28 protein-coding genes, 2 tRNA genes and 1 pseudogene are annotated in these 18,491 nt (G+C 50.5%); 17 read left to right on the top strand and 14 right to left on the bottom strand.

Annotation, left to right across the window (positions count from 1 at the left end; translation table 11 throughout):
• Positions 1-521 precede the first annotated feature (521 nt).
• From AC1RKG_RS08030 to AC1RKG_RS08010, 5 genes and pseudogenes are all read right to left on the bottom strand, one after another.
• Positions 522-971, bottom strand: a pseudogene (locus tag AC1RKG_RS08030) (helix-turn-helix domain-containing protein); the annotation flags it as partial.
• Positions 968-1,150, bottom strand: coding sequence for a DUF4222 domain-containing protein (locus AC1RKG_RS08025; protein ID WP_187961413.1), 183 nt, complete (start codon positions 1,148-1,150; stop codon positions 968-970). The gene AC1RKG_RS08025 and the pseudogene AC1RKG_RS08030, both read right to left, overlap by 4 nt.
• Positions 1,140-1,880 carry a KilA-N domain-containing protein gene (locus AC1RKG_RS08020; protein WP_493182631.1) on the bottom strand — a complete coding sequence of 247 codons (741 nt, stop codon included), beginning with the start codon at positions 1,878-1,880 and terminating at the stop codon, positions 1,140-1,142. Before AC1RKG_RS08020 ends, AC1RKG_RS08025 begins: the two co-directional genes overlap by 11 nt.
• Positions 1,881-2,168: 288 nt before the next feature.
• Complete coding sequence (locus AC1RKG_RS08015) at positions 2,169-2,507, bottom strand: CII family transcriptional regulator (protein ID WP_373417521.1); 339 nt, start codon at positions 2,505-2,507, stop codon at positions 2,169-2,171.
• On the bottom strand, positions 2,507-2,719 hold the full coding sequence (locus AC1RKG_RS08010; RefSeq protein ID WP_115059005.1) for a transcriptional regulator: 213 nt from the start codon (positions 2,717-2,719) through the stop codon (positions 2,507-2,509). The genes AC1RKG_RS08015 and AC1RKG_RS08010 overlap by 1 nt, the downstream gene beginning before the upstream one ends.
• A gap of 41 nt (positions 2,720-2,760) precedes the next feature.
• Between AC1RKG_RS08010 and AC1RKG_RS08005 the strand changes: the two genes are divergently transcribed.
• From AC1RKG_RS08005 to AC1RKG_RS07940, 14 genes are all read left to right on the top strand, one after another.
• Positions 2,761-3,423: a helix-turn-helix domain-containing protein gene (locus AC1RKG_RS08005; RefSeq protein ID WP_259217392.1), complete on the top strand. Its 663-nt coding sequence runs from the start codon at positions 2,761-2,763 to the stop codon at positions 3,421-3,423.
• 742 nt (positions 3,424-4,165) lie between these two features.
• The gene (locus AC1RKG_RS08000) at positions 4,166-4,324 is read left to right on the top strand and encodes a DUF1391 family protein (protein WP_187961416.1); all 159 of its coding nucleotides are present in this window, start codon (positions 4,166-4,168) and stop codon (positions 4,322-4,324) included.
• A gap of 17 nt (positions 4,325-4,341) precedes the next feature.
• Positions 4,342-4,491, top strand: coding sequence for a hypothetical protein (locus AC1RKG_RS07995; RefSeq protein WP_187961417.1), 150 nt, complete (start codon positions 4,342-4,344; stop codon positions 4,489-4,491).
• Positions 4,492-4,551: 60 nt separating this feature from the next.
• Complete coding sequence (locus tag AC1RKG_RS07990; protein ID WP_187961418.1) at positions 4,552-4,707, top strand: hypothetical protein; 156 nt, start codon at positions 4,552-4,554, stop codon at positions 4,705-4,707.
• Positions 4,708-5,316: 609 nt separating this feature from the next.
• Positions 5,317-5,460 (top strand): hypothetical protein, encoded by a 144-nt coding sequence (locus AC1RKG_RS07985; RefSeq protein ID WP_020826587.1) that lies wholly within the window; start codon positions 5,317-5,319, stop codon positions 5,458-5,460.
• A 2-nt stretch (positions 5,461-5,462) separates the two neighbouring features.
• Entirely contained in the window at positions 5,463-5,699 is a 237-nt protein-coding gene (locus tag AC1RKG_RS07980) for a hypothetical protein (protein ID WP_493182626.1), read from the top strand.
• Positions 5,700-5,702: 3 nt separating this feature from the next.
• Positions 5,703-6,545 carry a chromosome partitioning protein ParB gene (locus AC1RKG_RS07975; protein WP_493182624.1) on the top strand — a complete coding sequence of 281 codons (843 nt, stop codon included), beginning with the start codon at positions 5,703-5,705 and terminating at the stop codon, positions 6,543-6,545.
• Complete coding sequence (locus tag AC1RKG_RS07970; RefSeq protein WP_493182622.1) at positions 6,529-7,059, top strand: hypothetical protein; 531 nt, start codon at positions 6,529-6,531, stop codon at positions 7,057-7,059. The genes AC1RKG_RS07975 and AC1RKG_RS07970 overlap by 17 nt, the downstream gene beginning before the upstream one ends.
• Positions 7,056-7,238, top strand: a complete 183-nt coding sequence (locus tag AC1RKG_RS07965; protein ID WP_493182620.1) for a hypothetical protein — start codon at positions 7,056-7,058, stop codon at positions 7,236-7,238. The genes AC1RKG_RS07970 and AC1RKG_RS07965 overlap by 4 nt, the downstream gene beginning before the upstream one ends.
• The gene (locus AC1RKG_RS07960) at positions 7,235-7,756 is read left to right on the top strand and encodes a class I SAM-dependent methyltransferase (RefSeq protein ID WP_493182619.1); all 522 of its coding nucleotides are present in this window, start codon (positions 7,235-7,237) and stop codon (positions 7,754-7,756) included. Before AC1RKG_RS07965 ends, AC1RKG_RS07960 begins: the two co-directional genes overlap by 4 nt.
• Complete coding sequence (locus AC1RKG_RS07955) at positions 7,749-8,606, top strand: hypothetical protein (RefSeq protein WP_493182617.1); 858 nt, start codon at positions 7,749-7,751, stop codon at positions 8,604-8,606. The genes AC1RKG_RS07960 and AC1RKG_RS07955 overlap by 8 nt, the downstream gene beginning before the upstream one ends.
• Before the next feature lie 10 nt (positions 8,607-8,616).
• Positions 8,617-8,961, top strand: a complete 345-nt coding sequence (locus AC1RKG_RS07950; RefSeq protein WP_493182615.1) for a hypothetical protein — start codon at positions 8,617-8,619, stop codon at positions 8,959-8,961.
• 60 nt (positions 8,962-9,021) lie between these two features.
• A complete protein-coding gene (locus tag AC1RKG_RS07945; protein WP_493182613.1) occupies positions 9,022-9,234 on the top strand; it encodes a hypothetical protein in 213 nt (70 codons plus the stop codon).
• The gene (locus tag AC1RKG_RS07940) at positions 9,234-10,427 is read left to right on the top strand and encodes a phage integrase Arm DNA-binding domain-containing protein (RefSeq protein ID WP_493182611.1); all 1,194 of its coding nucleotides are present in this window, start codon (positions 9,234-9,236) and stop codon (positions 10,425-10,427) included. Before AC1RKG_RS07945 ends, AC1RKG_RS07940 begins: the two co-directional genes overlap by 1 nt.
• A 60-nt stretch (positions 10,428-10,487) precedes the next feature.
• On the opposite strand, the gene AC1RKG_RS07935 is transcribed toward AC1RKG_RS07940, so the two are convergent.
• The 6 genes from AC1RKG_RS07935 to AC1RKG_RS07910 form a co-directional block, all read right to left on the bottom strand.
• Positions 10,488-11,324, bottom strand: coding sequence for a hypothetical protein (locus tag AC1RKG_RS07935; RefSeq protein ID WP_493182609.1), 837 nt, complete (start codon positions 11,322-11,324; stop codon positions 10,488-10,490).
• A 4-nt stretch (positions 11,325-11,328) separates the two neighbouring features.
• On the bottom strand, positions 11,329-11,619 hold the full coding sequence (locus AC1RKG_RS07930; RefSeq protein WP_493182607.1) for a hypothetical protein: 291 nt from the start codon (positions 11,617-11,619) through the stop codon (positions 11,329-11,331).
• A 524-nt stretch (positions 11,620-12,143) separates the two neighbouring features.
• A tRNA-Thr gene (locus tag AC1RKG_RS07925) sits at positions 12,144-12,219 on the bottom strand.
• A gap of 6 nt (positions 12,220-12,225) precedes the next feature.
• Positions 12,226-12,313, bottom strand: a tRNA-Ser gene (locus AC1RKG_RS07920).
• A gap of 156 nt (positions 12,314-12,469) precedes the next feature.
• Entirely contained in the window at positions 12,470-12,799 is a 330-nt protein-coding gene (gene osmE / locus AC1RKG_RS07915) for an osmotically-inducible lipoprotein OsmE (protein WP_041414766.1), read from the bottom strand.
• 67 nt (positions 12,800-12,866) lie between these two features.
• Positions 12,867-14,273 (bottom strand): PepSY-associated TM helix domain-containing protein, encoded by a 1,407-nt coding sequence (locus AC1RKG_RS07910; RefSeq protein ID WP_187961689.1) that lies wholly within the window; start codon positions 14,271-14,273, stop codon positions 12,867-12,869.
• Between the two features lie 168 nt (positions 14,274-14,441).
• On the opposite strand from AC1RKG_RS07910, the gene AC1RKG_RS07905 reads away from it, so the two are divergent.
• Positions 14,442-14,882, top strand: a complete 441-nt coding sequence (locus tag AC1RKG_RS07905) for a DUF2946 domain-containing protein (RefSeq protein ID WP_187961690.1) — start codon at positions 14,442-14,444, stop codon at positions 14,880-14,882.
• A 60-nt stretch (positions 14,883-14,942) separates the two neighbouring features.
• On the opposite strand, the gene blaSPR is transcribed toward AC1RKG_RS07905, so the two are convergent.
• Entirely contained in the window at positions 14,943-15,839 is an 897-nt protein-coding gene (gene blaSPR, locus AC1RKG_RS07900) for an SPR family subclass B3 metallo-beta-lactamase (RefSeq protein ID WP_493182605.1), read from the bottom strand.
• Between the two features lie 79 nt (positions 15,840-15,918).
• Between blaSPR and AC1RKG_RS07895 the strand changes: the two genes are divergently transcribed.
• Positions 15,919-16,821, top strand: coding sequence for a LysR family transcriptional regulator (locus tag AC1RKG_RS07895; RefSeq protein WP_493182604.1), 903 nt, complete (start codon positions 15,919-15,921; stop codon positions 16,819-16,821).
• A 6-nt stretch (positions 16,822-16,827) separates the two neighbouring features.
• Here the strand turns inward: AC1RKG_RS07895 and AC1RKG_RS07890 are convergent, their stop codons facing one another.
• Positions 16,828-17,295 carry a nuclear transport factor 2 family protein gene (locus AC1RKG_RS07890; RefSeq protein ID WP_414161240.1) on the bottom strand — a complete coding sequence of 156 codons (468 nt, stop codon included), beginning with the start codon at positions 17,293-17,295 and terminating at the stop codon, positions 16,828-16,830.
• A 112-nt stretch (positions 17,296-17,407) separates the two neighbouring features.
• Between AC1RKG_RS07890 and AC1RKG_RS07885 the strand changes: the two genes are divergently transcribed.
• Positions 17,408-17,986, top strand: coding sequence for a TetR/AcrR family transcriptional regulator (locus tag AC1RKG_RS07885; protein WP_122079883.1), 579 nt, complete (start codon positions 17,408-17,410; stop codon positions 17,984-17,986).
• Here the strand turns inward: AC1RKG_RS07885 and AC1RKG_RS07880 are convergent.
• A complete protein-coding gene (locus AC1RKG_RS07880) occupies positions 17,980-18,396 on the bottom strand; it encodes a VOC family protein (RefSeq protein WP_392455621.1) in 417 nt (138 codons plus the stop codon). The two genes, AC1RKG_RS07885 and AC1RKG_RS07880, sit on opposite strands and share 7 nt — an antisense overlap.
• Positions 18,397-18,491 lie beyond the last annotated feature (95 nt).

Genomic DNA, 18,491 nt, shown 5'->3' with positions numbered 1-18,491 from the left:
ATCTGGCGGGCCTTACTTTCGTCAACATTGCCAAAGCCGTTTTTGCGTACCTGCTGCTGAGCTCGTTTTTCTGCAGCGTTAGCTGGCATCGCGGCATCACGGATTAAGCGGTCAAAAGACTCATCAAAATCTATTTCTGGAGCATCGCCAGCCGGGAGTTCCTGACGCTGTTGTTCGACGGCATCGGCCATAGCTGCTTTGCGAGTGCGCTGTACATTCCAGGTGTTGGCCGCAGCCAGGTAGCCGCTGAAACGAACCGGGTCAAAAATCATCTTTGCACTCAGCATGTGCCCCATTGCAGGATTGCTCAGCAGCAGGCTGGCACGGTGTTCTGCTACCAGCTTCAACTCATCCACGGTGTTTCCCTCAACCAGGCGCTCTGTGATTTCTCTCAGGGTGTTAACCCGCTTCGGTGTCTTGCCGTTGATTTTCTCATTCAAAAAATCCAGCACTTCCCCAGCCATGCCCGATGTATCCGCCGCAGGTTGTTCGCTCTGGGGGGCTTTAGGGGGTTTTTCTTTTGGTTCAATGACTGGTTCAAGAAAGTGACTGGTTCTGGTGCCATCAGGTGACATAGGGGGTGTGCTTTTTGACGGCACAGGGGGTGCCACCTGCTGACATAGCCCTGTGCTTTTTGGCGGCATAGGGCTATGCTTTTTGACGGCACAGGGGGCTATGCTTTCTGACGACACAGGGGTATCCAGCGTCAGGTAATACAGGTTAGAGGTGTTACCTTTGCCGTTGTTAACACCCAAACGGTTCTCTTTGGTGATTAAACCCATCTTAATCAACGCCTCAATGTGCGCCCTCACAGCGCTTTTGCTGCACTCGCAGTGGTCAGCGACATGCTGATAGGAAGGCCAGCACTCGCCCTTGTCGTTAGCGTTGTCGGCTATCTTGATCAGCACCAGCTTGCGCAGTGGGTTACCCACTTTGATGCTCATAGCCTGCGCCATCAGGTTCATGCTCATACTTCGACTCGCTTAAATTTTTCTCTAAATCGCTCAAGTGGCTGCATGCATTCATACGGGTAGCCCTCTCGCATAAAAATCACTTGTTGCGCAGCCCGATCCCACAGAATGACGGTCACGCGTTTACCGTGGTCATCAAGGTATTTCCGGTTTAATGGCACAGAGTGATTAGTTGTCATGGAGTTCTTTCATCTCGAAACGACCGAGGCGCGGGTGATACCAGTATTTGCTTCTGCAGGCCCGCGTGGACGTCTTCCGCACCTCACTGAGTGCAGTAAGAAAGTCATCCTCTTTGGCTACCGTCGCATTCGTCAGAATTCCGCCAGGAGCGTTAAAGGGGATTTTCTTGCTGGGGACATGAAACGAGCAGATTAGAGCCCTAACTTTGCTATCAGACAGCCCAGACAAAGCCACCAAGTTGCGAACCGTCTGCCAGCCAGGTGGTATAGCGCCGGTTGAGATGTCCTCTATCTGCTGAGTTACGCCATTGACCTGCTGCTGCAGCGCCTGCATCTGGCGTTGTTGTTGAGCAGCGTTCGTAGCCATGGCGGCTATCATTTCCATTTCAGATAGAGCAGATGGGGCTTGCACGGCGTCAAACGTGCGGATCACCTTCAGGTTGAAAGTCGCGCTAATCCACATGGCGTACGAATAAACGAGCTCTTTGCAGGCATAGCTGCCCTGCTCTAATCCGCCACGAATAACGTTAATTGGTTGATTTTCAATCGAGGGAGGAATTCCCCCCTCGGTCAAAAGGCGCACCAACTCCTGCGTTTGCTGCGTCGCATACCAATATTTCGGCTTATGTCTTTCCTCGCCACCAGCAGCACGATGCAAGTCATTCAGGCAGTAACGCCCAACGGCATCTTGACGAATAGCGGTCTTTTCAATCACAATCAGGTTGTTCATAGCAGAACTCCAAATCAGATTAGTGAAGGCCGCGCAGCTGTAACTGCTCGGCTTTTTGCTTTCTTACCCGCCTTCTCTGGCTTTTCTTCCTTCGTACAGCTCGCAAGCGCAAACTGCCTGGCACGGGTGAGACAGTCGTTGAATGCCATCCCCTTGCGGCTCACCTGCGACATACGGCGATAGTGATCAGCACCATAATTTGCCCCCCCCCTGAGCGACTGCCTCGCTGAACCCTTCAGCCACCAGCTGCCGCTTGATGTTGTCGTAAACAAAAGTGTCCCAGGCCATTTAGTCCCATCCCAGCGGCCCTGGTCGGCTGCGCTCAGCTTTCAATCCGATATCAGCCAATGTTTCGACCGACGCCAAATAATCCCGAGAAACCAAAACCGCTTCAGGAGGTGCAGCCTGAATTCCCAGGAATGCCAGCTCCTTGGCCATCGCTGCAAAATGCCCCTCTCCTTTACGGCGACTTGCAGTCGACTCACTAATCCCTAAGTGCTCCGCGTAAGCCTTTTGCCCTACCGATGCAAGCCGGTTGAGCAATACGCCTTCAATCTCAACTGCGTTGATAATTGGCGGTTCTAACTTTCGTGCTATTGCATTGTTTTCCATTGATAATTCCCTCATCAGTTTGCATCCAGCAGATCGGCCAAGTCAGGACGAATTTCAAGAGCTTTAACCTGTCCGCCAGTGGCATTAACTATTGGCTTTACGTAACGAGCATCAATGCCGCCACCGTGGAGCCAGCGCCAAACTGTTGGCTGTTTCACGCCACAAAGAGATGCGAGTTTTTGTTGGCTTCCAACGATGCTTACTGCCTTTTGAATAGCTTCGTTCATTACTTAATCCTTAAACGTATTAATCATCATGGATAATAGCAATGAGTATTTTAATTAGCAATAGCAATTCGAATTTGACGCTTAATACGCACGGCTATAAATTCGCTGGTATGAAAACGACACTTGCAGAACGCCTTAACCAGGCGATGGCCTTTCGTGACAACATGACTCAGGCAGCACTTGCTGAGGCATCTGGCGTTGCACAACCTACGATTTGGCGATTGACGAAAGGGAAGGCAAAAACATCAGGTAAGCTGGTAGACATTGCGAACGCTCTTGGCGTAAATGTCGATTGGCTAGCTAACGGCGTTGGTGAGATGACAGGCACTGATAGCCCTCCTTCGCCAAGGCTTGATCGTTCTAGCCAGATACCGGTATGGGATGAAAATGGTGAAACGGATGACTTTGTTATCTCGCCAAAAGGGAAACCACTCCCGTCGTGGAAGGCTTATATTCTCAAGCGAAACAGTGGGTGTTCTGAAGCTCCAGCAGGCTCTATTGTTATTGCTGACGCCAACATCGCTCCAGGTACAGGTGATTTAGTTCTAGCCAAAGTAAATAACTCGGTATCAGCCTATCGCTTCCTGGATGGTGGTGCTTTCGGCTTCTTATCCGTGGATGATTCTCGCGTACCGCTCATCGAATTAACGCCAGATTCATTGATAGGAGTCGTGGTTTTACTACTCCGTGACTTCAGGATGTAACCACTAAGACCCTGCTCTGGCAGGGTTTCTGCTTTATAGACCCCCGCAGAACTACGAACCAACATCTCAACCATACTTCCCCCGGGATCAAAAATAGCTGTCAAGCCTTAAAATACTGTTTATATATACAGTTATTTTTATAATTAACTCTTTTTAAAAGAAAATCAATCCATTTTGCCCTGCCACCCTCCCCACAAAACATCGCATACAAATCCTCAATACCAATTTTTATCAACTAAATTCACTTTCGAAACAACGAATTATACCCATTGCTATTGAATCATCACCAATACCTATTGCTATTAAAAATACTCATGGCTATTATTCATTCCATCGACAGCAACAACGTCACCCCAAACCACCGGGACGCTCTTTAACAATCAGGTTTAGTCACCCAGCGTTGAGCAGAGAGATCTGCATAACTCAGTACCCGGCAGTACCCAGCCCTTACGGGGGTATGGCACAGCTGGCATGCGGCGGACAGCACTGGGTGACGATTTATCAACAAAGGAGATCAAGCCAATGAAGCAGTAAAGCGGCTAATGGCCTAGCGGGCCAGCCGCGCGACGACGGTGTTACAGGTCGGGTTCCCACGGCGACGCAGTGAGGGAAAGGAGGCGTAAAGCATCACTCAGTAACCGGTTAGCGCCCGGCGAACGCATCAGCAGCTTCAAATGACGAGTGGATTTACTCTGCCGCTGCCAATACGGGGCGGTAGGCATAAAACCACTGAGGATTAGCGATGAACACTACTCACGATATGGGCAACAACGAAACAGTAAAGACAGGCGTTTTCCCCAACGGAGACGGCACGTTTACCGCGATGACATTCACCAAGAGCCGCGACTTTAAAACTGCAGCAGGCGCAAAACGCTGGTTTGCTCGCCAGATGGCCGACTAACAGCAGAGGGTTACACGATGAAAATTACAATCATACGATTAGTTTCTGGTGAGTACGGACGCCGCTGGTATCACCGCTTTAAATGGCTGGATCGAGCATTCGACCGCGCACCAACAATGCGCCGCAAGATGTCATGGGCAGCAAAAGAACTGAATGCCGCTAAGTGATTTTACCGCTGCCCTTGCGTGCGAGGGCTTCGGCAAAACCACTATAGCAGAGGTTACACGATGCAACTCGAACAGAACGCCAATTGGCAGACCAAAGCTCGCGGCGACAACGACAGCGAATATCAGATTTACCTGGCCTGCGCTGATGACGGCAAAGGCAACGAATTCATGACCGGCAAGCCGTTGAAAACTTATGACGAGTGGCTGGTCAGCTAACACCCACCGCGCCCTACGGGGCGCACTGAGGCAATCATGACTTCTAATCAAATCGTCTGGACTGGCGTGGTTGTCTTCTGCGTCGCGTTCTGGTCGGTAATTGGCATTCTCATCGCCGGGTAATACCGGCGTCTCACTTATCTGGTGGCGCATCATTCCGGTTCTAATTTTAACCTACACAGTATAAATCCCCGGTTCGATGCGCCACCAGGTGCGTGAGTCATCACAAGCCTGCTCCGTAACACCTCCATTGTCATCCTTTGCCCCGCTAGCCGGGGCTCTTTTTTACATCAATAAAGGCGCTGCCCACCGCTCCAGAGTGCTGGAAACGTAGGGAAACCGAGCGCGCGCATCAACTCAGGCAGTGCCTTTATCCATGTAATTTTCATTGAGAGGACATGTTATGCAAACCACCACACAATGCTGTGAGCACTGCGGTAAGACACGCGACGTAGAGAAGAAAGGCGTAAGCATTCAACGCTACGAAGATGGCAGATATAAGACCGTGAGAATCCTCGTCTGCGCCGACACTTGCTCCAGCTTCTATGTCACCCGCAACAACATTAAAACCCTGCAGCGCCGCCTGCACACAATGCAGCGGAGGCCAGCATGGTAACGCTCAACGCTCGCATCCAGCATAAGTACGACCTCACCGGGGGCGATTTTGCCCCTAAACGCCACCACGGCAAGCACCTCTTCTATCTGCTTATTTTTACCCTGTGCCTGCTCACTGCTGGCGCTGTTTGGAGTTAATCATGGAAAAGAAACCTCTCCCGCCGAGCCTGTGCGAACCGCGTTACCACATTGGCACCATCGTGAATTACTCAGATCACCGGGGTAAGGATGTTCAGGGCCAGATAGTCAGCGCCTGCGCACGTTGGACGGGTTTTAAAGACGGTTCGGCGTATGTCCTGACGTATGCCATTACCCGCCCTTCAAGCAGTCGCCTACAGCACCACAGCGAAAGCACAATCCACGGAGAGGTTGAATAACAGATGGCTAACTCATTTAAGCAGATGGCAAAGGACGGCACGATAAAACGTCCTGATGGGCGCATGACTATGAACCTGGACGATATCCATGTTCAGGAAGGTTTTAACAAACGCGTCGAGAACGAACACACCCTGGCTGAAGATGAAAAACTCTTTCAGCATCTGATGAGCGGTAAGCCAGTGCCGCCGCTTGAAGTAAGAGTTCGTGACGAGGGTGGTGTTTGGGTTGTCGAAGGCCACCGCCGTCGCCGTGCTTATAGCCGCTGTCGTGACGCAGGTAAGCCAGTAGAGCGCATACAGATCATTCCGTTCACTGGAAATGATGTAGAGCGTATCGCTCGCATCATGAACAGTAACACCCAGCTCCCCCTATCCCCTTACGAGCAGTCGCTCGTCGTGAAAGAGCTGGCAGGGTTCAACCTTTCTCCTGATGAAATCGCCGCGTTGGTCGGCAAGAGCCGCGCTACGGTCGATAAGTTACTGGCATTCAGTCAGGCCAATCACGACGTTCAGATGCTTGTTAGAGAGGGTTCTGTTGCCGTTGACGCCGCTGTAGACCGCGTAAAAGAGCACGGTGAAGCTGCAGGAAAAGTGCTTGCCGGTGACGTCGAAAAGGCCAAGAAGGCAGGCAAGAAGAAGGTCACCAAGTCCTTTATCACTCCCCTATTCAGCGCCAACCGCGCACGCAGATTATGCGAACTGCTTTATGACGCTGCCCCTATGCTCCGTGAAGAGGGTGACGTTCTGCTGCTGACACCGGGAACCAGAGAGGAAATAAACAAAATCCTCAACGAGTACAGGCAACAGAACGCTGCCCAGGAGGCCTGCGATGATCAAGCGCTTTAACCCTGACTTTTCCCTGAGCATTTCTCATGAGCTCGCTTACATGCGTGAAACCCCGGAGGGCGGCTACGTGGCGCACGGTGACTATGCAACGTTGTTTTCTGAGCTGGAAGTTGTGAAGGCTGAGCGCGATGCGCTGGAACGCCAGCTTTTAATGTCTGAAGCCAAATGCAAAGGGTACTTTTCTGATGCTGCAGCAGCGCTGGTGAGGTGCGATGCACTGGCTGTGGAGCGCGATGCTGCACGAAATGCGCTGGCCTCAATATACAAGACCGCGACCGGAGAGCTTCCAGAGTGGAGCAACTGGCACGTATACCTGGACGACATTGTTGAAGAGGTAGGTGCCAAACTTGCCGCTCTCCAGGCGCAGGGAGTGGAGAAGCTCATCAATCTGAAGATGGAACAGCTTGCCAACATGCATCCAGATACCCACGCATTTGGCGCTGCAGCCGAGTCTCTGCGCGCTCAGATTAACGAACTGCAAGCATTCTCCACCAAGCTGCGGGAGGTCAAATGAAAGAGCTCAACTTTGACCCATCCGACCCAGACAAAATGAGACTACCCGCTGGCAAGACCTGCGGAGACTGCGCTCATATACGCCGCTGCAAGGCAATTTTCGGCCACGTTGAAACTGACACCTATTGCGACTGGTCGCCATCGCGCGCGGTATTCATGGATAAAGTGGAGGCCAAATGAAAGAGCGCCCAGTGATGCCAGAACTCGAAGGCAAAAGCATTCTCGACATGTGCTGTGGCTCCCGCATGTTCTGGTTCGACCGTACCGATCCGCGCGTAGTGTTCGGTGATATTCGCGATGAGTCATTCAGGCTTTGTGATGGTCGCCCTTTGCATATCAAACCTGATGTGCTGTTGGACTTCCGCGAACTCCCGTTCAATGACGAACAATTCAGTTTGGTTGTCTTCGATCCACCGCACCTTGAGTTTGCCGGTGAAACCAGTTGGCTCCGCGCAAAGTACGGCGTACTCAACCGAGAGACTTGGCGAGACGATCTGGCCAAAGGCTTCAGCGAGGCATTCCGGGTGCTGAAACCCATGGGAACGCTGATTTTTAAGTGGAACGAAACGCAGATTAAAACCAGTGAAATTCTCGCACTGACAGACCAGAAACCAACTTTTGGTCACCCGTCAGGCAAGCGAGCTAATACTCACTGGATCGCGTTCTTCAAAGACGCCGTGGAGGCCCAGCATGGCTAATTTCATGCAAACCTTCATTCCGCGTCGGCAATTCAAGCACAACCCTCAGCGGTTGAATGTGCTTTCCAGCGGCGGCGGCACTCAGAGCAACGCCATTATCTGCCTTATACATGCAGGAGCGCTGCCAAAGCCTGATGTGATTGTTATGTCAGATACTGAGCGTGAAGCTAGCAATGTGTTTGCGTACCAGGCCCAGCATATCAAGACGCTGTGCGATGAAATTGGCATCGAATATCACATCGTTCCGAAAAGCCTTTATGCGACTTACGACATTGTCGGGCCTAACGAAGATGAACCACTGCCGGGATACTTCTCCACGCGGAACGGGCGTGACGATAACGGGTGGTGCACTGGCAAGAAACCTGCGTTCTGCAGTGATAAGTGGAAGCGCGAGGTGATTCAGCGATTCCTAAATTATAAGTACGGCGAAAAGTATCTCACCAAGCGCGGTGTTGATATGTGGATGGGGATCAGCATCGAGGAAGCAGCACGACGCATGAAGGTCAATGATGGGAAGTGGCGACGCCGGTACCCGCTAATCGAGATGATGCTAACAAAGCAAATGTGCATCCAGTGCGTGGAGGATTACGGTCTTCCAACTCCTCCAGCTTCGCTTTGTTGGATGTGCCCTAACCGTGACGATGACCTGTGGCTGTTCAAGAAAGAGAACGTGCCAGAGGATTTCCAACGCGCCTGTGACCATGAGAGGAAAATCCAGAAAACGTGGCCCTGGTTGTGGCTAACAAAGTACGGAGTACCTCTCGCTGAGGCGCCACTAATAGCTAGCGGTGGCAAGGGCTCACAGATGGACCTTGTCCAATTCTGCGATTCTGGAATGTGTTTCGTTTAGGAGGTAATCGATGGCTAAGACGGATGCTGAACGTAAAGCCGCACAACGCGAGCGTCAGCGGAAAGCGGGAGTTGTTCCTTTTGAGCTAAAGCTGGATCAGCAGGAGATCGATATGTTGCGGGAGAACTGCGCGGCCCGGCGGCCGCAGCGTGACCCATATGACATGGACGAGTACATCACCATGCTGATCAGGAAGGATAATGCCGAGTTAAAAAAGCAGTTGGCGGCTCGTGATAACCGGTGCTGCGGTAAGTGCAAGGACAAGCTACCGGGCGATCCTGATGGTTGTTACTTCCTCGGTGATTCTGAGTGCTGGCAAACATACGGATGGCACGAAACAAAGTTAACAGTGTGACATGTCACGATTGAATTCATGCCCGTATGCGGCGGGCTTAACGTGTGGAGGATTACAACCATGGCAGATAAATTAATGCGAGCCAGCAAATGGCTAAAGCGTGAATTTGAAGAGGGCTCGATTCCTGATAAGCGAACCGTTAAACGCTGGATCGAGCACGGACAACTTCGAGGAAAGGTAATAGACGGTATGTCATGGGTTTATTCATCTGAGCGTTGGGGGATTCAATCTGAAGTTTCTCTGGCCGTTAATCAACTTATCAGGGAGTCATAATGGCTGCCCGCCCGCGCCGACGGGAAAATCGGCATCTTCCTGATTTACTGTATTTTGATAAGGCGACGGGAGTTTATCGCTTCACTCTTGTAACTGGAAAACGTAAATCACTCGGCAGTGATCGCGCTATGGCGATCGCTATCGCGCGTGAATATAACAACAGGATGCGCCCTGAAACGTCAGTATCAATCGACTCACTAATACGGGAGTCTGGCGGAATTCAAGGTGAGGCATTGCCTTTCGCTGAACATATCGACCGCATTATGGAGCGCACAATAAAAGACGAACAACCGTCTGAGAGCACCCGGGATGACTGGAATAACGATGCGATCCGTGTAAAAGAGTTTTTCGACAAGATCCCGGCATGCGATATCGAGCTGGAACACGTCAACGCATATATAAAGGAATACCACGCTGATGCATCTGCAAACGTGCAAAACCGGAAAGTCAGTTTTCTGAAGAAGCTCTTCAGCTATGCGGTCGATGAATCGCTGATGCTGGATAATCCAGCCACCCGTAAGAAAATGCGCAGGATTGAAGAGAAAAAAAGGCAGCGTTTGTCTTTCGACAATTTTATGGCCATTCGCAGATCTGCAGCCCCATGGTTAAGAACTGCAATGGACTTAGCCTTACAAACGACACATGCCAGACTCGAAGTAGCAAGGATTAGGTATTCAATCCGCGAACCCAAAAATGGAATATGTGGTTGTGTCTGGTTTGAACAGCCAGAGAATGGCATATACGGAACGTTGTATATCCACCGCCAAAAGGTACAAAAAAAGGAAGCTTCACATGTTGCGATCCCTATTGGCAAGGAGCTAAAACGCATAATTGATGATAGTCGTGATAATGTGGCCAGTCCGTTTGTTGTTCACAGGATTCCAGATCGGCAGGTTAAACGCAGCAAAGAGGTTTCACATCCAACGCAGGTCGCACCAGATTATCTGAGTCGTTCGTTTTCTTCGCTGCGTGATAAACTTGGGCTGTACAATCATCTAAGGATGGAAGAAAGACCAACGTTCCACGAAATACGAGCTCTTGCAGCATACCAGTTTGATATTCAAGGTATAGATCCACAAGGAAGGATGGCACACAGTGACGCCAAATCAACCAAGATATATACCAGTAACCATATCAACTGGGTAATGGTTCCCCATGGAGAGATTAAAGCTATTAGTACCGACTCAAAATAATATTGAGTCGGTACTCATTCCTACTGAGGAAATTATCAAAATTGCAAGAGGATAAAAGTTTTAAGTAGCATCAGCTGCATCAGTTCTCAGATCGATGGTTCCTTGCTCAAAGGAGCCATTAACCTCGTCGAAAACTGCAAAATCAAACCAAGATAAATGGGAAATCTCGTCAGATTTGATAAGAATGTCCATGTTAGCTACTTTATGAATTTTCTTGGAATCAGCAGTCGCTGCAGAAGAGACTGATACTTCTGAGGGATAGGAATTAGTAAATGTTATAGAAAGTGTATCATTATCTCTATAACCAGACATAATAGGAAAGATAGATATGTAGCCATTTGGGGCTTCGCTTTCAGTAGGTTCTTGAATGCCATTAACGATTCCAACATATACCTTTCTTGAAGAAAGCGTAACCAAAATTGATTTCTTTGGGCTACTCTCTATAGCATCCAACAACATACTATCAAGCGTTGAGTTAGATATGGTTTTTCTTAGGATTCGCAATTTTTTTGCGTGAAATATATCTTCATGGTGCTGTTTCTCACAAAAGAATCCTAATATTACATTCTTAAACCAAACAATAAACACCCAAAGTAAAGATGTAATTATGGAGGCTATAGATATTAACGCAAGCCATGTTTCCACTTTATTCTTATCAATTGTTTTTTTGACATTCAATATTTCAGAAACTATTGCAATTGGATGGTAATCTGGAAAAATAAACTTCGTAATTAATGCTACTGCTAAAACAAAAACGACACTCATTGTTCCATGAGCAGCAACTTTTAAATATAAAAGCTGCCCATCATAACGATGCAACTGGTAATAATGATATAAGTTAGCGACTACAAGGATATAGCCGCTAACAAGAATAGGTATCAGTAGTAATGCAAACAATTTCTTATGCCTTCGCTTTATCTTTTTGTTCTAAAGCCTGTTCTTTAACAGCTGCAACATCTGCATTTTTTGCAAAGGATGCACGCCTACGACCTGCCTCAAACCCTGCACTGTATGCATTATTATTCATGATCTTACGACCCACTATTGCTGCAGCACGTTTTTGCATGTCCTGAACCTCAGGAAGCATTGCAATTTCCTCAGATGGAATGTACGCGCCCCCCCGGTCACCGACTCTGATGCGAGCATAACCTTTTTGCACTACTCCAAAGATATGATTTTTATTGTTTGCCATAAGAGCCTCCTGACAAGCTTGAGGTTTCGCTTCAATGATATGTCAAGCATAGTTCTGTGGCAATTGTTTAACATTCTAAATGTTGTCGATTGTTTAGATATGTGGGGTAAAACATAATTTAACTCTTTGATCTATATATAGAGGATTATGCTAAAAATGCACTGTTTGTTTGTACATACAAACACCTCACACCACCAGCTATAGCGCGACTTTCAGCGCTTTGAAAGCGGCGTCATGGGGTGTCGGGGGTCGGAGGTTCGAATCCTCTCATGCCGACCAAATTAATGAGAAAAGCCTGCTTTAAAGCAGGTTTTTTTTCGTCTGTCATTTACGAAATTGGCTCCTTTAATCTAATCGGCCTGTTCTCACGCCTGGCCGCTACGGGGTTATATTCCCCCATTGTTGGGCTATGCGCGCTTAGAGACTGGCATTAGGTACTAACTATAGGAGCCAAAACGAAAAACCCCAGCAATCGCGAAGATTACTGGGGTCCGTAGACGCTTTGAGCGTCGGTACTGCTTATATGGTGCCGGCTACCGGAATCGAACTGGTGACCTACTGATTACAAGTCAGTTGCTCTACCTACTGAGCTAAGCCGGCTAAATTTGGCGGAAGGACAGAGATTCGAACTCTGGGAGCTGTTACACTCGACGGTTTTCAAGACCGTTGCCTTAAACCACTCGGCCATCCTTCCAATGGGCGCAGATATTAGCGCTACCGTTATGAAATGTCTATCGTTTCATGAAAAAAAATGCAGGAAAAAGTGCGTTTGCTTAAACTTCAAGCCGCTAACGGTTAAAAAATGAAAAACCCCGCAAAAGCGGGGCTGGATTGCTCACTTAATCGGGGATTATTTAGGCTGTGAGTCGTAATCAGAACAGGTCTGATAGCCTTTGTTCATCACATGTCCGGTATCGCTGTAGCTAACAAAATAGGTTTGCACTTTCCCGTCACGCGGCGCTACCGCATAGGTATCGCAAGTCCCCTGAGCGTGAACCAAAGTCGCCGTGGTTGACGGTGGACCGGCAATGGCACGAACCTGCTGTTTGGTCATCCCTACTTTGACATCACTGACCACAGGCTCCTGAACGTAACTGGCGGCCCTGTCATAAGCCGTACAGCCGGCAAGAATAGAAAATGTCGCTGCTGTGCAAACGGCTAAAATCAGCTTGTTCGTCATGACTTGTCCTCTTGGAGTACGTTTGTTGTACTCTAAGTCTAGAAGAGGAAAGGCTTTTCTACAAATTTCACTTTGTCGATAGGTGCGGTTTACGCCGCCGCGTAGCCAGATACCACAGCAAATCACACAGCAGAAACATCAGTAAACTGACGCCCATCACCGGTAAACAAAAGCCCAGCAGCAGCGTCAGGCAGACAATCAGCAACAGCGGCCCTTTTGGCGTTTTGCGCAGCAACATAAAGGGGGAACGGGCAGGTTTACGTACTACTCGCGTTGGCCGACCTCGCCACCACATCAGGTACCCCATCACCACCATCGCCACCAACCCGGCGGCAAAGACCACCAGCACCAGCTCATTGACCAGGCCAAACAGGACGCCCATATGCAAATCGATTCCCCAGCGCGTTAATTTTGCCGCGAGCGGGTATTGTTCAAAACTGACGCGATCGGTAATGGCCAGGGTTACGGGATCGATAGCAACAGCATCAACCTGCGTCGGCCAACGGCGATCGATCTCCATGACCGTCCAGGCCTGCCCCGCCATCGCCGGCTGCTTGATTTCAACCCTGGCGGCGTCGATACCGGCCTGCCGTGCACCGACCAGGGCCCTGTCATACATGGCGCCATCCTGAGGCGGTTCCGCCCTGACCATCATATGCTCATGGTGTTCCGCATGATCGCCGGCAGGCACAGCGTCCTGCCCGTTGATCGCCGTAGACAGCGAGGGCGTCGACCAGCCGAATTGCTGGCGCAGCACGCTGATGTTCTCCCCGGCCCACTGTGACCAGGTCAGCCCGGTGGCAGAAAAGAACAGCAGGCCGACCAGCAGCAGTACGCCACTTTTTTCATGTAACCTGCGTAAACCACCACGCTGACGCGTTACCTTCTTACGCCTGCGCGCCCCCCAGAGGATCAGCCCCCCCAGCGCGGCAATCCATAGCCAGGAGGCTGCCAACTCGCTGTAATTGCGCCCTACATCCCCCAGCAACAGACTGCGGTGAAATTGGTCCAGCCAGGTGCGCAACGGCAATACGCCGCTGGTACCATAAACCGTCATTACGCCGTGCGTCTGCGCCGTAACCGGATCAACAAACACCGCCAAACGTTCCGAAGCCTGAAGCCCTGCGACGTTAAACAGTACCCGGGTATTCTCGCCCTCCGCCGGAGAAGGACGCACTGCCGACAGAGAAGCTTTTGATGGCGCTATCGCCTGAGCGGCCATAATCTGCTGTTTTAACGGCAGTGCCGGACCGGTATTGTCGTTATACAACTGCGGGGCATAAAGCCGTGATTCAATTTGCGGCGTCAAGGCATAAAATATGCCACTCAATGCCGCAATAAGTAAAAACGGCCCAACAAAAAAACCAATATAAAAATGAATCCGCATAGCCAACGGAATAAACCAACTACGAGTGGTCACCTGCGGGTTAATATTCTGCGCAGCAGCAGGCAACGCAATATTGCGTTCAGACATGATAAGTCATCCGTGGTCAAATGGAATTACCCGGAATCTACCCGAATTAAATTCATTTAACAAACAGATTTCTTCTCTGTTTAGCTTAATTCTCATCAATGTTACAATAGTGGAACAACTGCTGACATTGTCATTCCTTTACGCTTTAACCCTGCAAGGACGCTCCTGGTGAAACTGTCAATTCAACATATGCGCACGCTAGCCTGGCTGGGCCTGTTCGCTATGTTGATGATATTCATCGCGCCATCAATCTCCACCCATCTTGCAAAAAATAGCATGGATAACAGCGAGATGACCGGCATGCCCATGAGTGCGGAGCATGCTGGACACAGGACAATGATGAGCCAGAACCTCGCCGATAGCCCGCCGGCAGGGCACAACATGGCGGACATGAGCACCGGCGACTGTTTTAACTTCTGTGGCTACTGCAGCCTGTTTCATCATAGCCCGCCACTGGTCATTTTGCCGTCAGCACTCCCGGCGATCAATATTCAACGCGCGCCATCCCTTATTCAAAATCTTTTTCACATTATTATCCCCTCTGCCTTTTCGCCTTATCAAACCCGGGCACCACCTTTCATCCTCATTAATTTTATTAAATATATCTAAACCACATGCCTTATTTTATTGGGTAGGGTTAATTGCGCCAAAATAAAATAGAAAGATAACTTAATCTTTACTTTGCTGCTGTTTTAACTGCGTCTCAAAATCCCGTTGAGACTGTTGCACATATTGCTGTAACCCCAGCCGATCGACAAAAGCTTCCCGATCGCCAGCCTGAAGTCGCACCATTTTATTTTCCAGATCGAAGCGCGTTCCCTTATTGGCGATAAAAATATCCGCGTGCTGCTGGGCCAAAAGCCTAAAGCTGCTGCGGATGTCCTGCACCAGACTCGGGTAGTTTTTGTTATCGACCAGATAGTAGTCCGGGGTTGCCAAACTGTCGGCATAGACCAGCCGATAGGTTTTCCCGCTCTGCCGCAGCGTGGTCGTCCATGAAGTGGCGCCAGGCAAATGCCCCGGCGTCATTAACGCCGTAAATTTCAGCCCGCCCAAAGTAACGCTATCCCCTTGCCCGACGATAATGTCGACCTTCACCGGAGGGAAACCAAGTGCATCTCCCAAGGCAAAATCCTGTTTTCCTCCCCGTGCCAACTGTTGGGTATTGGCGGCGCTGGCAACCACTTTCGCCCCGCTCCAGGCTTTCAAACGAGCGATGCCTCCAGCCTGATCGAGACGTGCGTGACTGTTAAGAATGAATCGCAAGTCCTTGATGTTGAAACCCAATGCCTCAATATGGGATTTTATCACCGGTGCACTGGCATCCAACCCCGCGTCAATAAGAATCAATCCTTCCGGCGTGCTGAACAGCACGGAAGAAAGGTTGCGTGTGCCGACATAATACACCTGAGGGAAAATCTGGAATGGCGCCACCGGCTGCGCCCATTGCTCAAACAGTGAATAGGGCGGCGCACTGGACAACGGTTGCGCAGGATCGAGCTGTGCCTGAGCGTTAAAGCACAGTGAGAATGTCATAGCCATCAGATAACCCATGTTTTTTTTCATGTTTCAGCTCTACGGGGAAAAACAGGGCTGAAGTATACTCAGCCTAATATTGAAACGTATTCAATTTAAAAGGCTATTAATGAATATCCTGCAAATGGACATGAACCTGCTGAAAGTGCTCTACCTGTTGACCAGCACCGGATCCAGCCAGAAAACGGCGGATAAGCTCGGTATCAGCACTTCTGCCGTCAGTCACGCCCTGGCCCGCTTGCGTGAGGTGCTGGATGAGCCTCTGTTCCGGCGGGAAGGGCATCGCCAGGTGCCGACGCTGTTTGCCCTGTCGCTTAAAGAAACGCTAACGCCCTTGTTCTCTTCGCTGGACAGTGAATTGTTCGGCTATGTGCCGGACGCGCCACGGCATTTCACCCTGGTTGTGCCGCCGGCACTGCATCCGATCTTATTGCCGTTGCTGGCGCAGAAAAGCACGCTTGCCAATGCCGATATCCGCTGCCAAAACTTTGAGCGACGTTCATGGCGCACTGAGCTGCTGGAAGGCGCGGTAGATATGGTGATTGCCGTTGGCGATCACCAACAGCGCACCAGCGCGCTGCGTTATGAGCTTATTGGCAGCACCCGCCTGGTGGCGGTATTCGGATCGCCGTTGCGCCAGGTATTAGGTCACAAAAGCGGGCTGACATTTGGTGAACTGGCAGACTACCCGCACTATTACTGCCATCCCTGGCCACAGGCAGAGAACGAACTTGACCGTCAGTTGGAACGCCAGGGTTTACAACGCAGGATCCAGCTCAGCTGTGCCGATTACGCGCAGTTGCCACCGGTACTGCGCGCAGCGCCACTGATGGCGGTAGTTCCGCAACCCTGGTTCAACGCACAGCAGGACAAGCAGGGACTGTACGCCCTGCCGATCCTGGACGATCTGGCGATTGGTTATCTGTTTTCACACTATCGCCAGGGTGAAATCGAGTGGAAAAAACGGCTGATCTCCTCTCTCCATGCGGAACTCAAACCCTATTATCACTAACGGTAATCAGAAGCCAAACTCGCTCAGGGACGCAATATCATCCGGGCGGCGACCGAGCGGCCAGTGGAATTGCCGATCCTGCTCGCGGATCGGCATATCGTTGATGCAGGCGTGTCTGTTGATCATCTGGCCATCCGTATTGAACTCCCAGTTCTCGTTACCAAAACTGCGGTACCAGTTGCCGGAGTCATCACGCCATTCGTAAGCAAAACGCACTGCGATGCGCGCCCCGTCAAATGCCCATAATTCTTTGATCAGCCGATATTCCAATTCCTTTGCCCACTTGCGTTGCAAAAAAGCGCAGACAGCCTCACGGCCATCGACAAACTCCGCCCGATTACGCCAATGGGTATCGACCGAATAGACCTGTGCTACCCTTTCCGGATCGCGGCTGTTCCAGGCATCTTCCGCCAAACGGACTTTCTCAATCGCCGATTCACGGGTAAAGGGCGGCAAGGGGGGTTTAATGCTCATAGCTTACCTCGGAGGTTAAATTGATGTAGACAAGTTTGTCTACATCATTAAGCTAGCGCATATAGACAGAGTTGTCTACAATCGTTAAAATCAATGCTCAGGAGATATTTCAATGTCCGCTCCCCCTCAGGTTCTTCCCCCGCGCCAGCGTATCCTGCTGACAGCCCACGATCTGTTTTACCGCGATGGAGTACGCGCGACCGGTATCGATCGCATCATTAGCGAATCTGGCGTAGCAAAAGTGACCTTTTATCGCCATTTCCCCAGCAAAAACGAGTTGATTGAGGCGTTTCTGGCTTACCGCCATGAGCAATGGTTGAGCTGGTTCAGTCAGTCACTGGCACAGTATGTCGAGCAGTTCGGGGATGTCTTACCTGCCTTGGTGCCTTGTCTTGAGGAATGGTTTAGCGATCCGCACTACCGCGGCTGCGCTTTTATCAATACGGCGGTTGAACTGGCGGATATGTTGCCGGAAAGCCTGGACATCGCCCGCCGACACAAGCAGCAAATGGCCGAAGAGATCGCTCGCTATCTACCCCTTGGCCCGGAACGAGAACAACGGGCAGAGATGCTGGCGATGCTGATTGACGGGGCGATCGTCAAGGTGCAAATAGAGCAGCAACCGCAGAATGCCTTATTGCTGTTGAGGGAAACGCTGAAGGCCTTAGCCGAAGTTTGGCATCATCAGTAATTGGCCCAAATCCCCGGCGTCACCAGCTCCATCAGATGACCGTCGGGATCGCGGAAGTAGATGCTCTCACCGCCGTGATCCCAGCTCATCCGCCCTTCTATCTCGATCCCCTGAGTCGTCAGATGTTGCTCCCAATGCGGCAACTGTTCTTTCGCCACCGCTAACCCGATATGCAGTGGCCCGCTGCCGTCATGCGGGGGGATATACCCTTCTGGATAATGCGCGCCTTTCAGCGAGTCCCCTTCGATAAACAACAGCAACACGCTTTGTTCACCGACGTTGTAAGCGCGGAAACGCTCGTTCGCCACCATCACCGGCAGTTTTAAAACCTGCTGATAGAATGCAGCGGCGCGTTCGATATCTTTGACGTACAGTACGGTTTCAACCACCCGATTTATGCTGAGTTCCATGCTAACCTCCTGATTTATCTCTGTGTAGAAAGTTTAGGTAAGCCGCAGGATCTCAGAATGGCAATCCGTGCCTCATTCATGCCAATTCGTGCCAA

The organism is Serratia sp. GW822-FHT06D09, assembly GCF_058799515.1.
This window is presented reverse-complemented; position numbering and strand designations above follow the sequence as displayed.

What these genes read in the sequence shown, in the direction of transcription:
- AC1RKG_RS08025 (WP_187961413.1), bottom strand. Translation starts at nt 1,150, where the DNA reads ATGACAACTAATCACTCTGTGCCATTAAACCGGAAATACCTTGATGAC.
- AC1RKG_RS08020 (WP_493182631.1), bottom strand. Translation starts at nt 1,880, where the DNA reads ATGAACAACCTGATTGTGATTGAAAAGACCGCTATTCGTCAAGATGCC.
- AC1RKG_RS08015 (WP_373417521.1), bottom strand. Translation starts at nt 2,507, where the DNA reads ATGAGGGAATTATCAATGGAAAACAATGCAATAGCACGAAAGTTAGAA.
- AC1RKG_RS08010 (WP_115059005.1), bottom strand. Translation starts at nt 2,719, where the DNA reads ATGAACGAAGCTATTCAAAAGGCAGTAAGCATCGTTGGAAGCCAACAA.
- AC1RKG_RS08005 (WP_259217392.1), top strand. Translation starts at nt 2,761, where the DNA reads ATGAGTATTTTAATTAGCAATAGCAATTCGAATTTGACGCTTAATACG.
- AC1RKG_RS08000 (WP_187961416.1), top strand. Translation starts at nt 4,166, where the DNA reads ATGAACACTACTCACGATATGGGCAACAACGAAACAGTAAAGACAGGC.
- AC1RKG_RS07995 (WP_187961417.1), top strand. Translation starts at nt 4,342, where the DNA reads ATGAAAATTACAATCATACGATTAGTTTCTGGTGAGTACGGACGCCGC.
- AC1RKG_RS07990 (WP_187961418.1), top strand. Translation starts at nt 4,552, where the DNA reads ATGCAACTCGAACAGAACGCCAATTGGCAGACCAAAGCTCGCGGCGAC.
- AC1RKG_RS07985 (WP_020826587.1), top strand. Translation starts at nt 5,317, where the DNA reads ATGGTAACGCTCAACGCTCGCATCCAGCATAAGTACGACCTCACCGGG.
- AC1RKG_RS07980 (WP_493182626.1), top strand. Translation starts at nt 5,463, where the DNA reads ATGGAAAAGAAACCTCTCCCGCCGAGCCTGTGCGAACCGCGTTACCAC.
- AC1RKG_RS07975 (WP_493182624.1), top strand. Translation starts at nt 5,703, where the DNA reads ATGGCTAACTCATTTAAGCAGATGGCAAAGGACGGCACGATAAAACGT.
- AC1RKG_RS07970 (WP_493182622.1), top strand. Translation starts at nt 6,529, where the DNA reads ATGATCAAGCGCTTTAACCCTGACTTTTCCCTGAGCATTTCTCATGAG.
- AC1RKG_RS07965 (WP_493182620.1), top strand. Translation starts at nt 7,056, where the DNA reads ATGAAAGAGCTCAACTTTGACCCATCCGACCCAGACAAAATGAGACTA.
- AC1RKG_RS07960 (WP_493182619.1), top strand. Translation starts at nt 7,235, where the DNA reads ATGAAAGAGCGCCCAGTGATGCCAGAACTCGAAGGCAAAAGCATTCTC.
- AC1RKG_RS07955 (WP_493182617.1), top strand. Translation starts at nt 7,749, where the DNA reads ATGGCTAATTTCATGCAAACCTTCATTCCGCGTCGGCAATTCAAGCAC.
- AC1RKG_RS07950 (WP_493182615.1), top strand. Translation starts at nt 8,617, where the DNA reads ATGGCTAAGACGGATGCTGAACGTAAAGCCGCACAACGCGAGCGTCAG.
- AC1RKG_RS07945 (WP_493182613.1), top strand. Translation starts at nt 9,022, where the DNA reads ATGGCAGATAAATTAATGCGAGCCAGCAAATGGCTAAAGCGTGAATTT.
- AC1RKG_RS07940 (WP_493182611.1), top strand. Translation starts at nt 9,234, where the DNA reads ATGGCTGCCCGCCCGCGCCGACGGGAAAATCGGCATCTTCCTGATTTA.
- AC1RKG_RS07930 (WP_493182607.1), bottom strand. Translation starts at nt 11,619, where the DNA reads ATGGCAAACAATAAAAATCATATCTTTGGAGTAGTGCAAAAAGGTTAT.
- osmE (WP_041414766.1), bottom strand. Translation starts at nt 12,799, where the DNA reads ATGACGAACAAGCTGATTTTAGCCGTTTGCACAGCAGCGACATTTTCT.
- AC1RKG_RS07910 (WP_187961689.1), bottom strand. Translation starts at nt 14,273, where the DNA reads ATGTCTGAACGCAATATTGCGTTGCCTGCTGCTGCGCAGAATATTAAC.
- blaSPR (WP_493182605.1), bottom strand. Translation starts at nt 15,839, where the DNA reads ATGAAAAAAAACATGGGTTATCTGATGGCTATGACATTCTCACTGTGC.
- AC1RKG_RS07895 (WP_493182604.1), top strand. Translation starts at nt 15,919, where the DNA reads ATGAATATCCTGCAAATGGACATGAACCTGCTGAAAGTGCTCTACCTG.
- AC1RKG_RS07890 (WP_414161240.1), bottom strand. Translation starts at nt 17,295, where the DNA reads ATGAGCATTAAACCCCCCTTGCCGCCCTTTACCCGTGAATCGGCGATT.
- AC1RKG_RS07885 (WP_122079883.1), top strand. Translation starts at nt 17,408, where the DNA reads ATGTCCGCTCCCCCTCAGGTTCTTCCCCCGCGCCAGCGTATCCTGCTG.
- AC1RKG_RS07880 (WP_392455621.1), bottom strand. Translation starts at nt 18,396, where the DNA reads ATGGAACTCAGCATAAATCGGGTGGTTGAAACCGTACTGTACGTCAAA.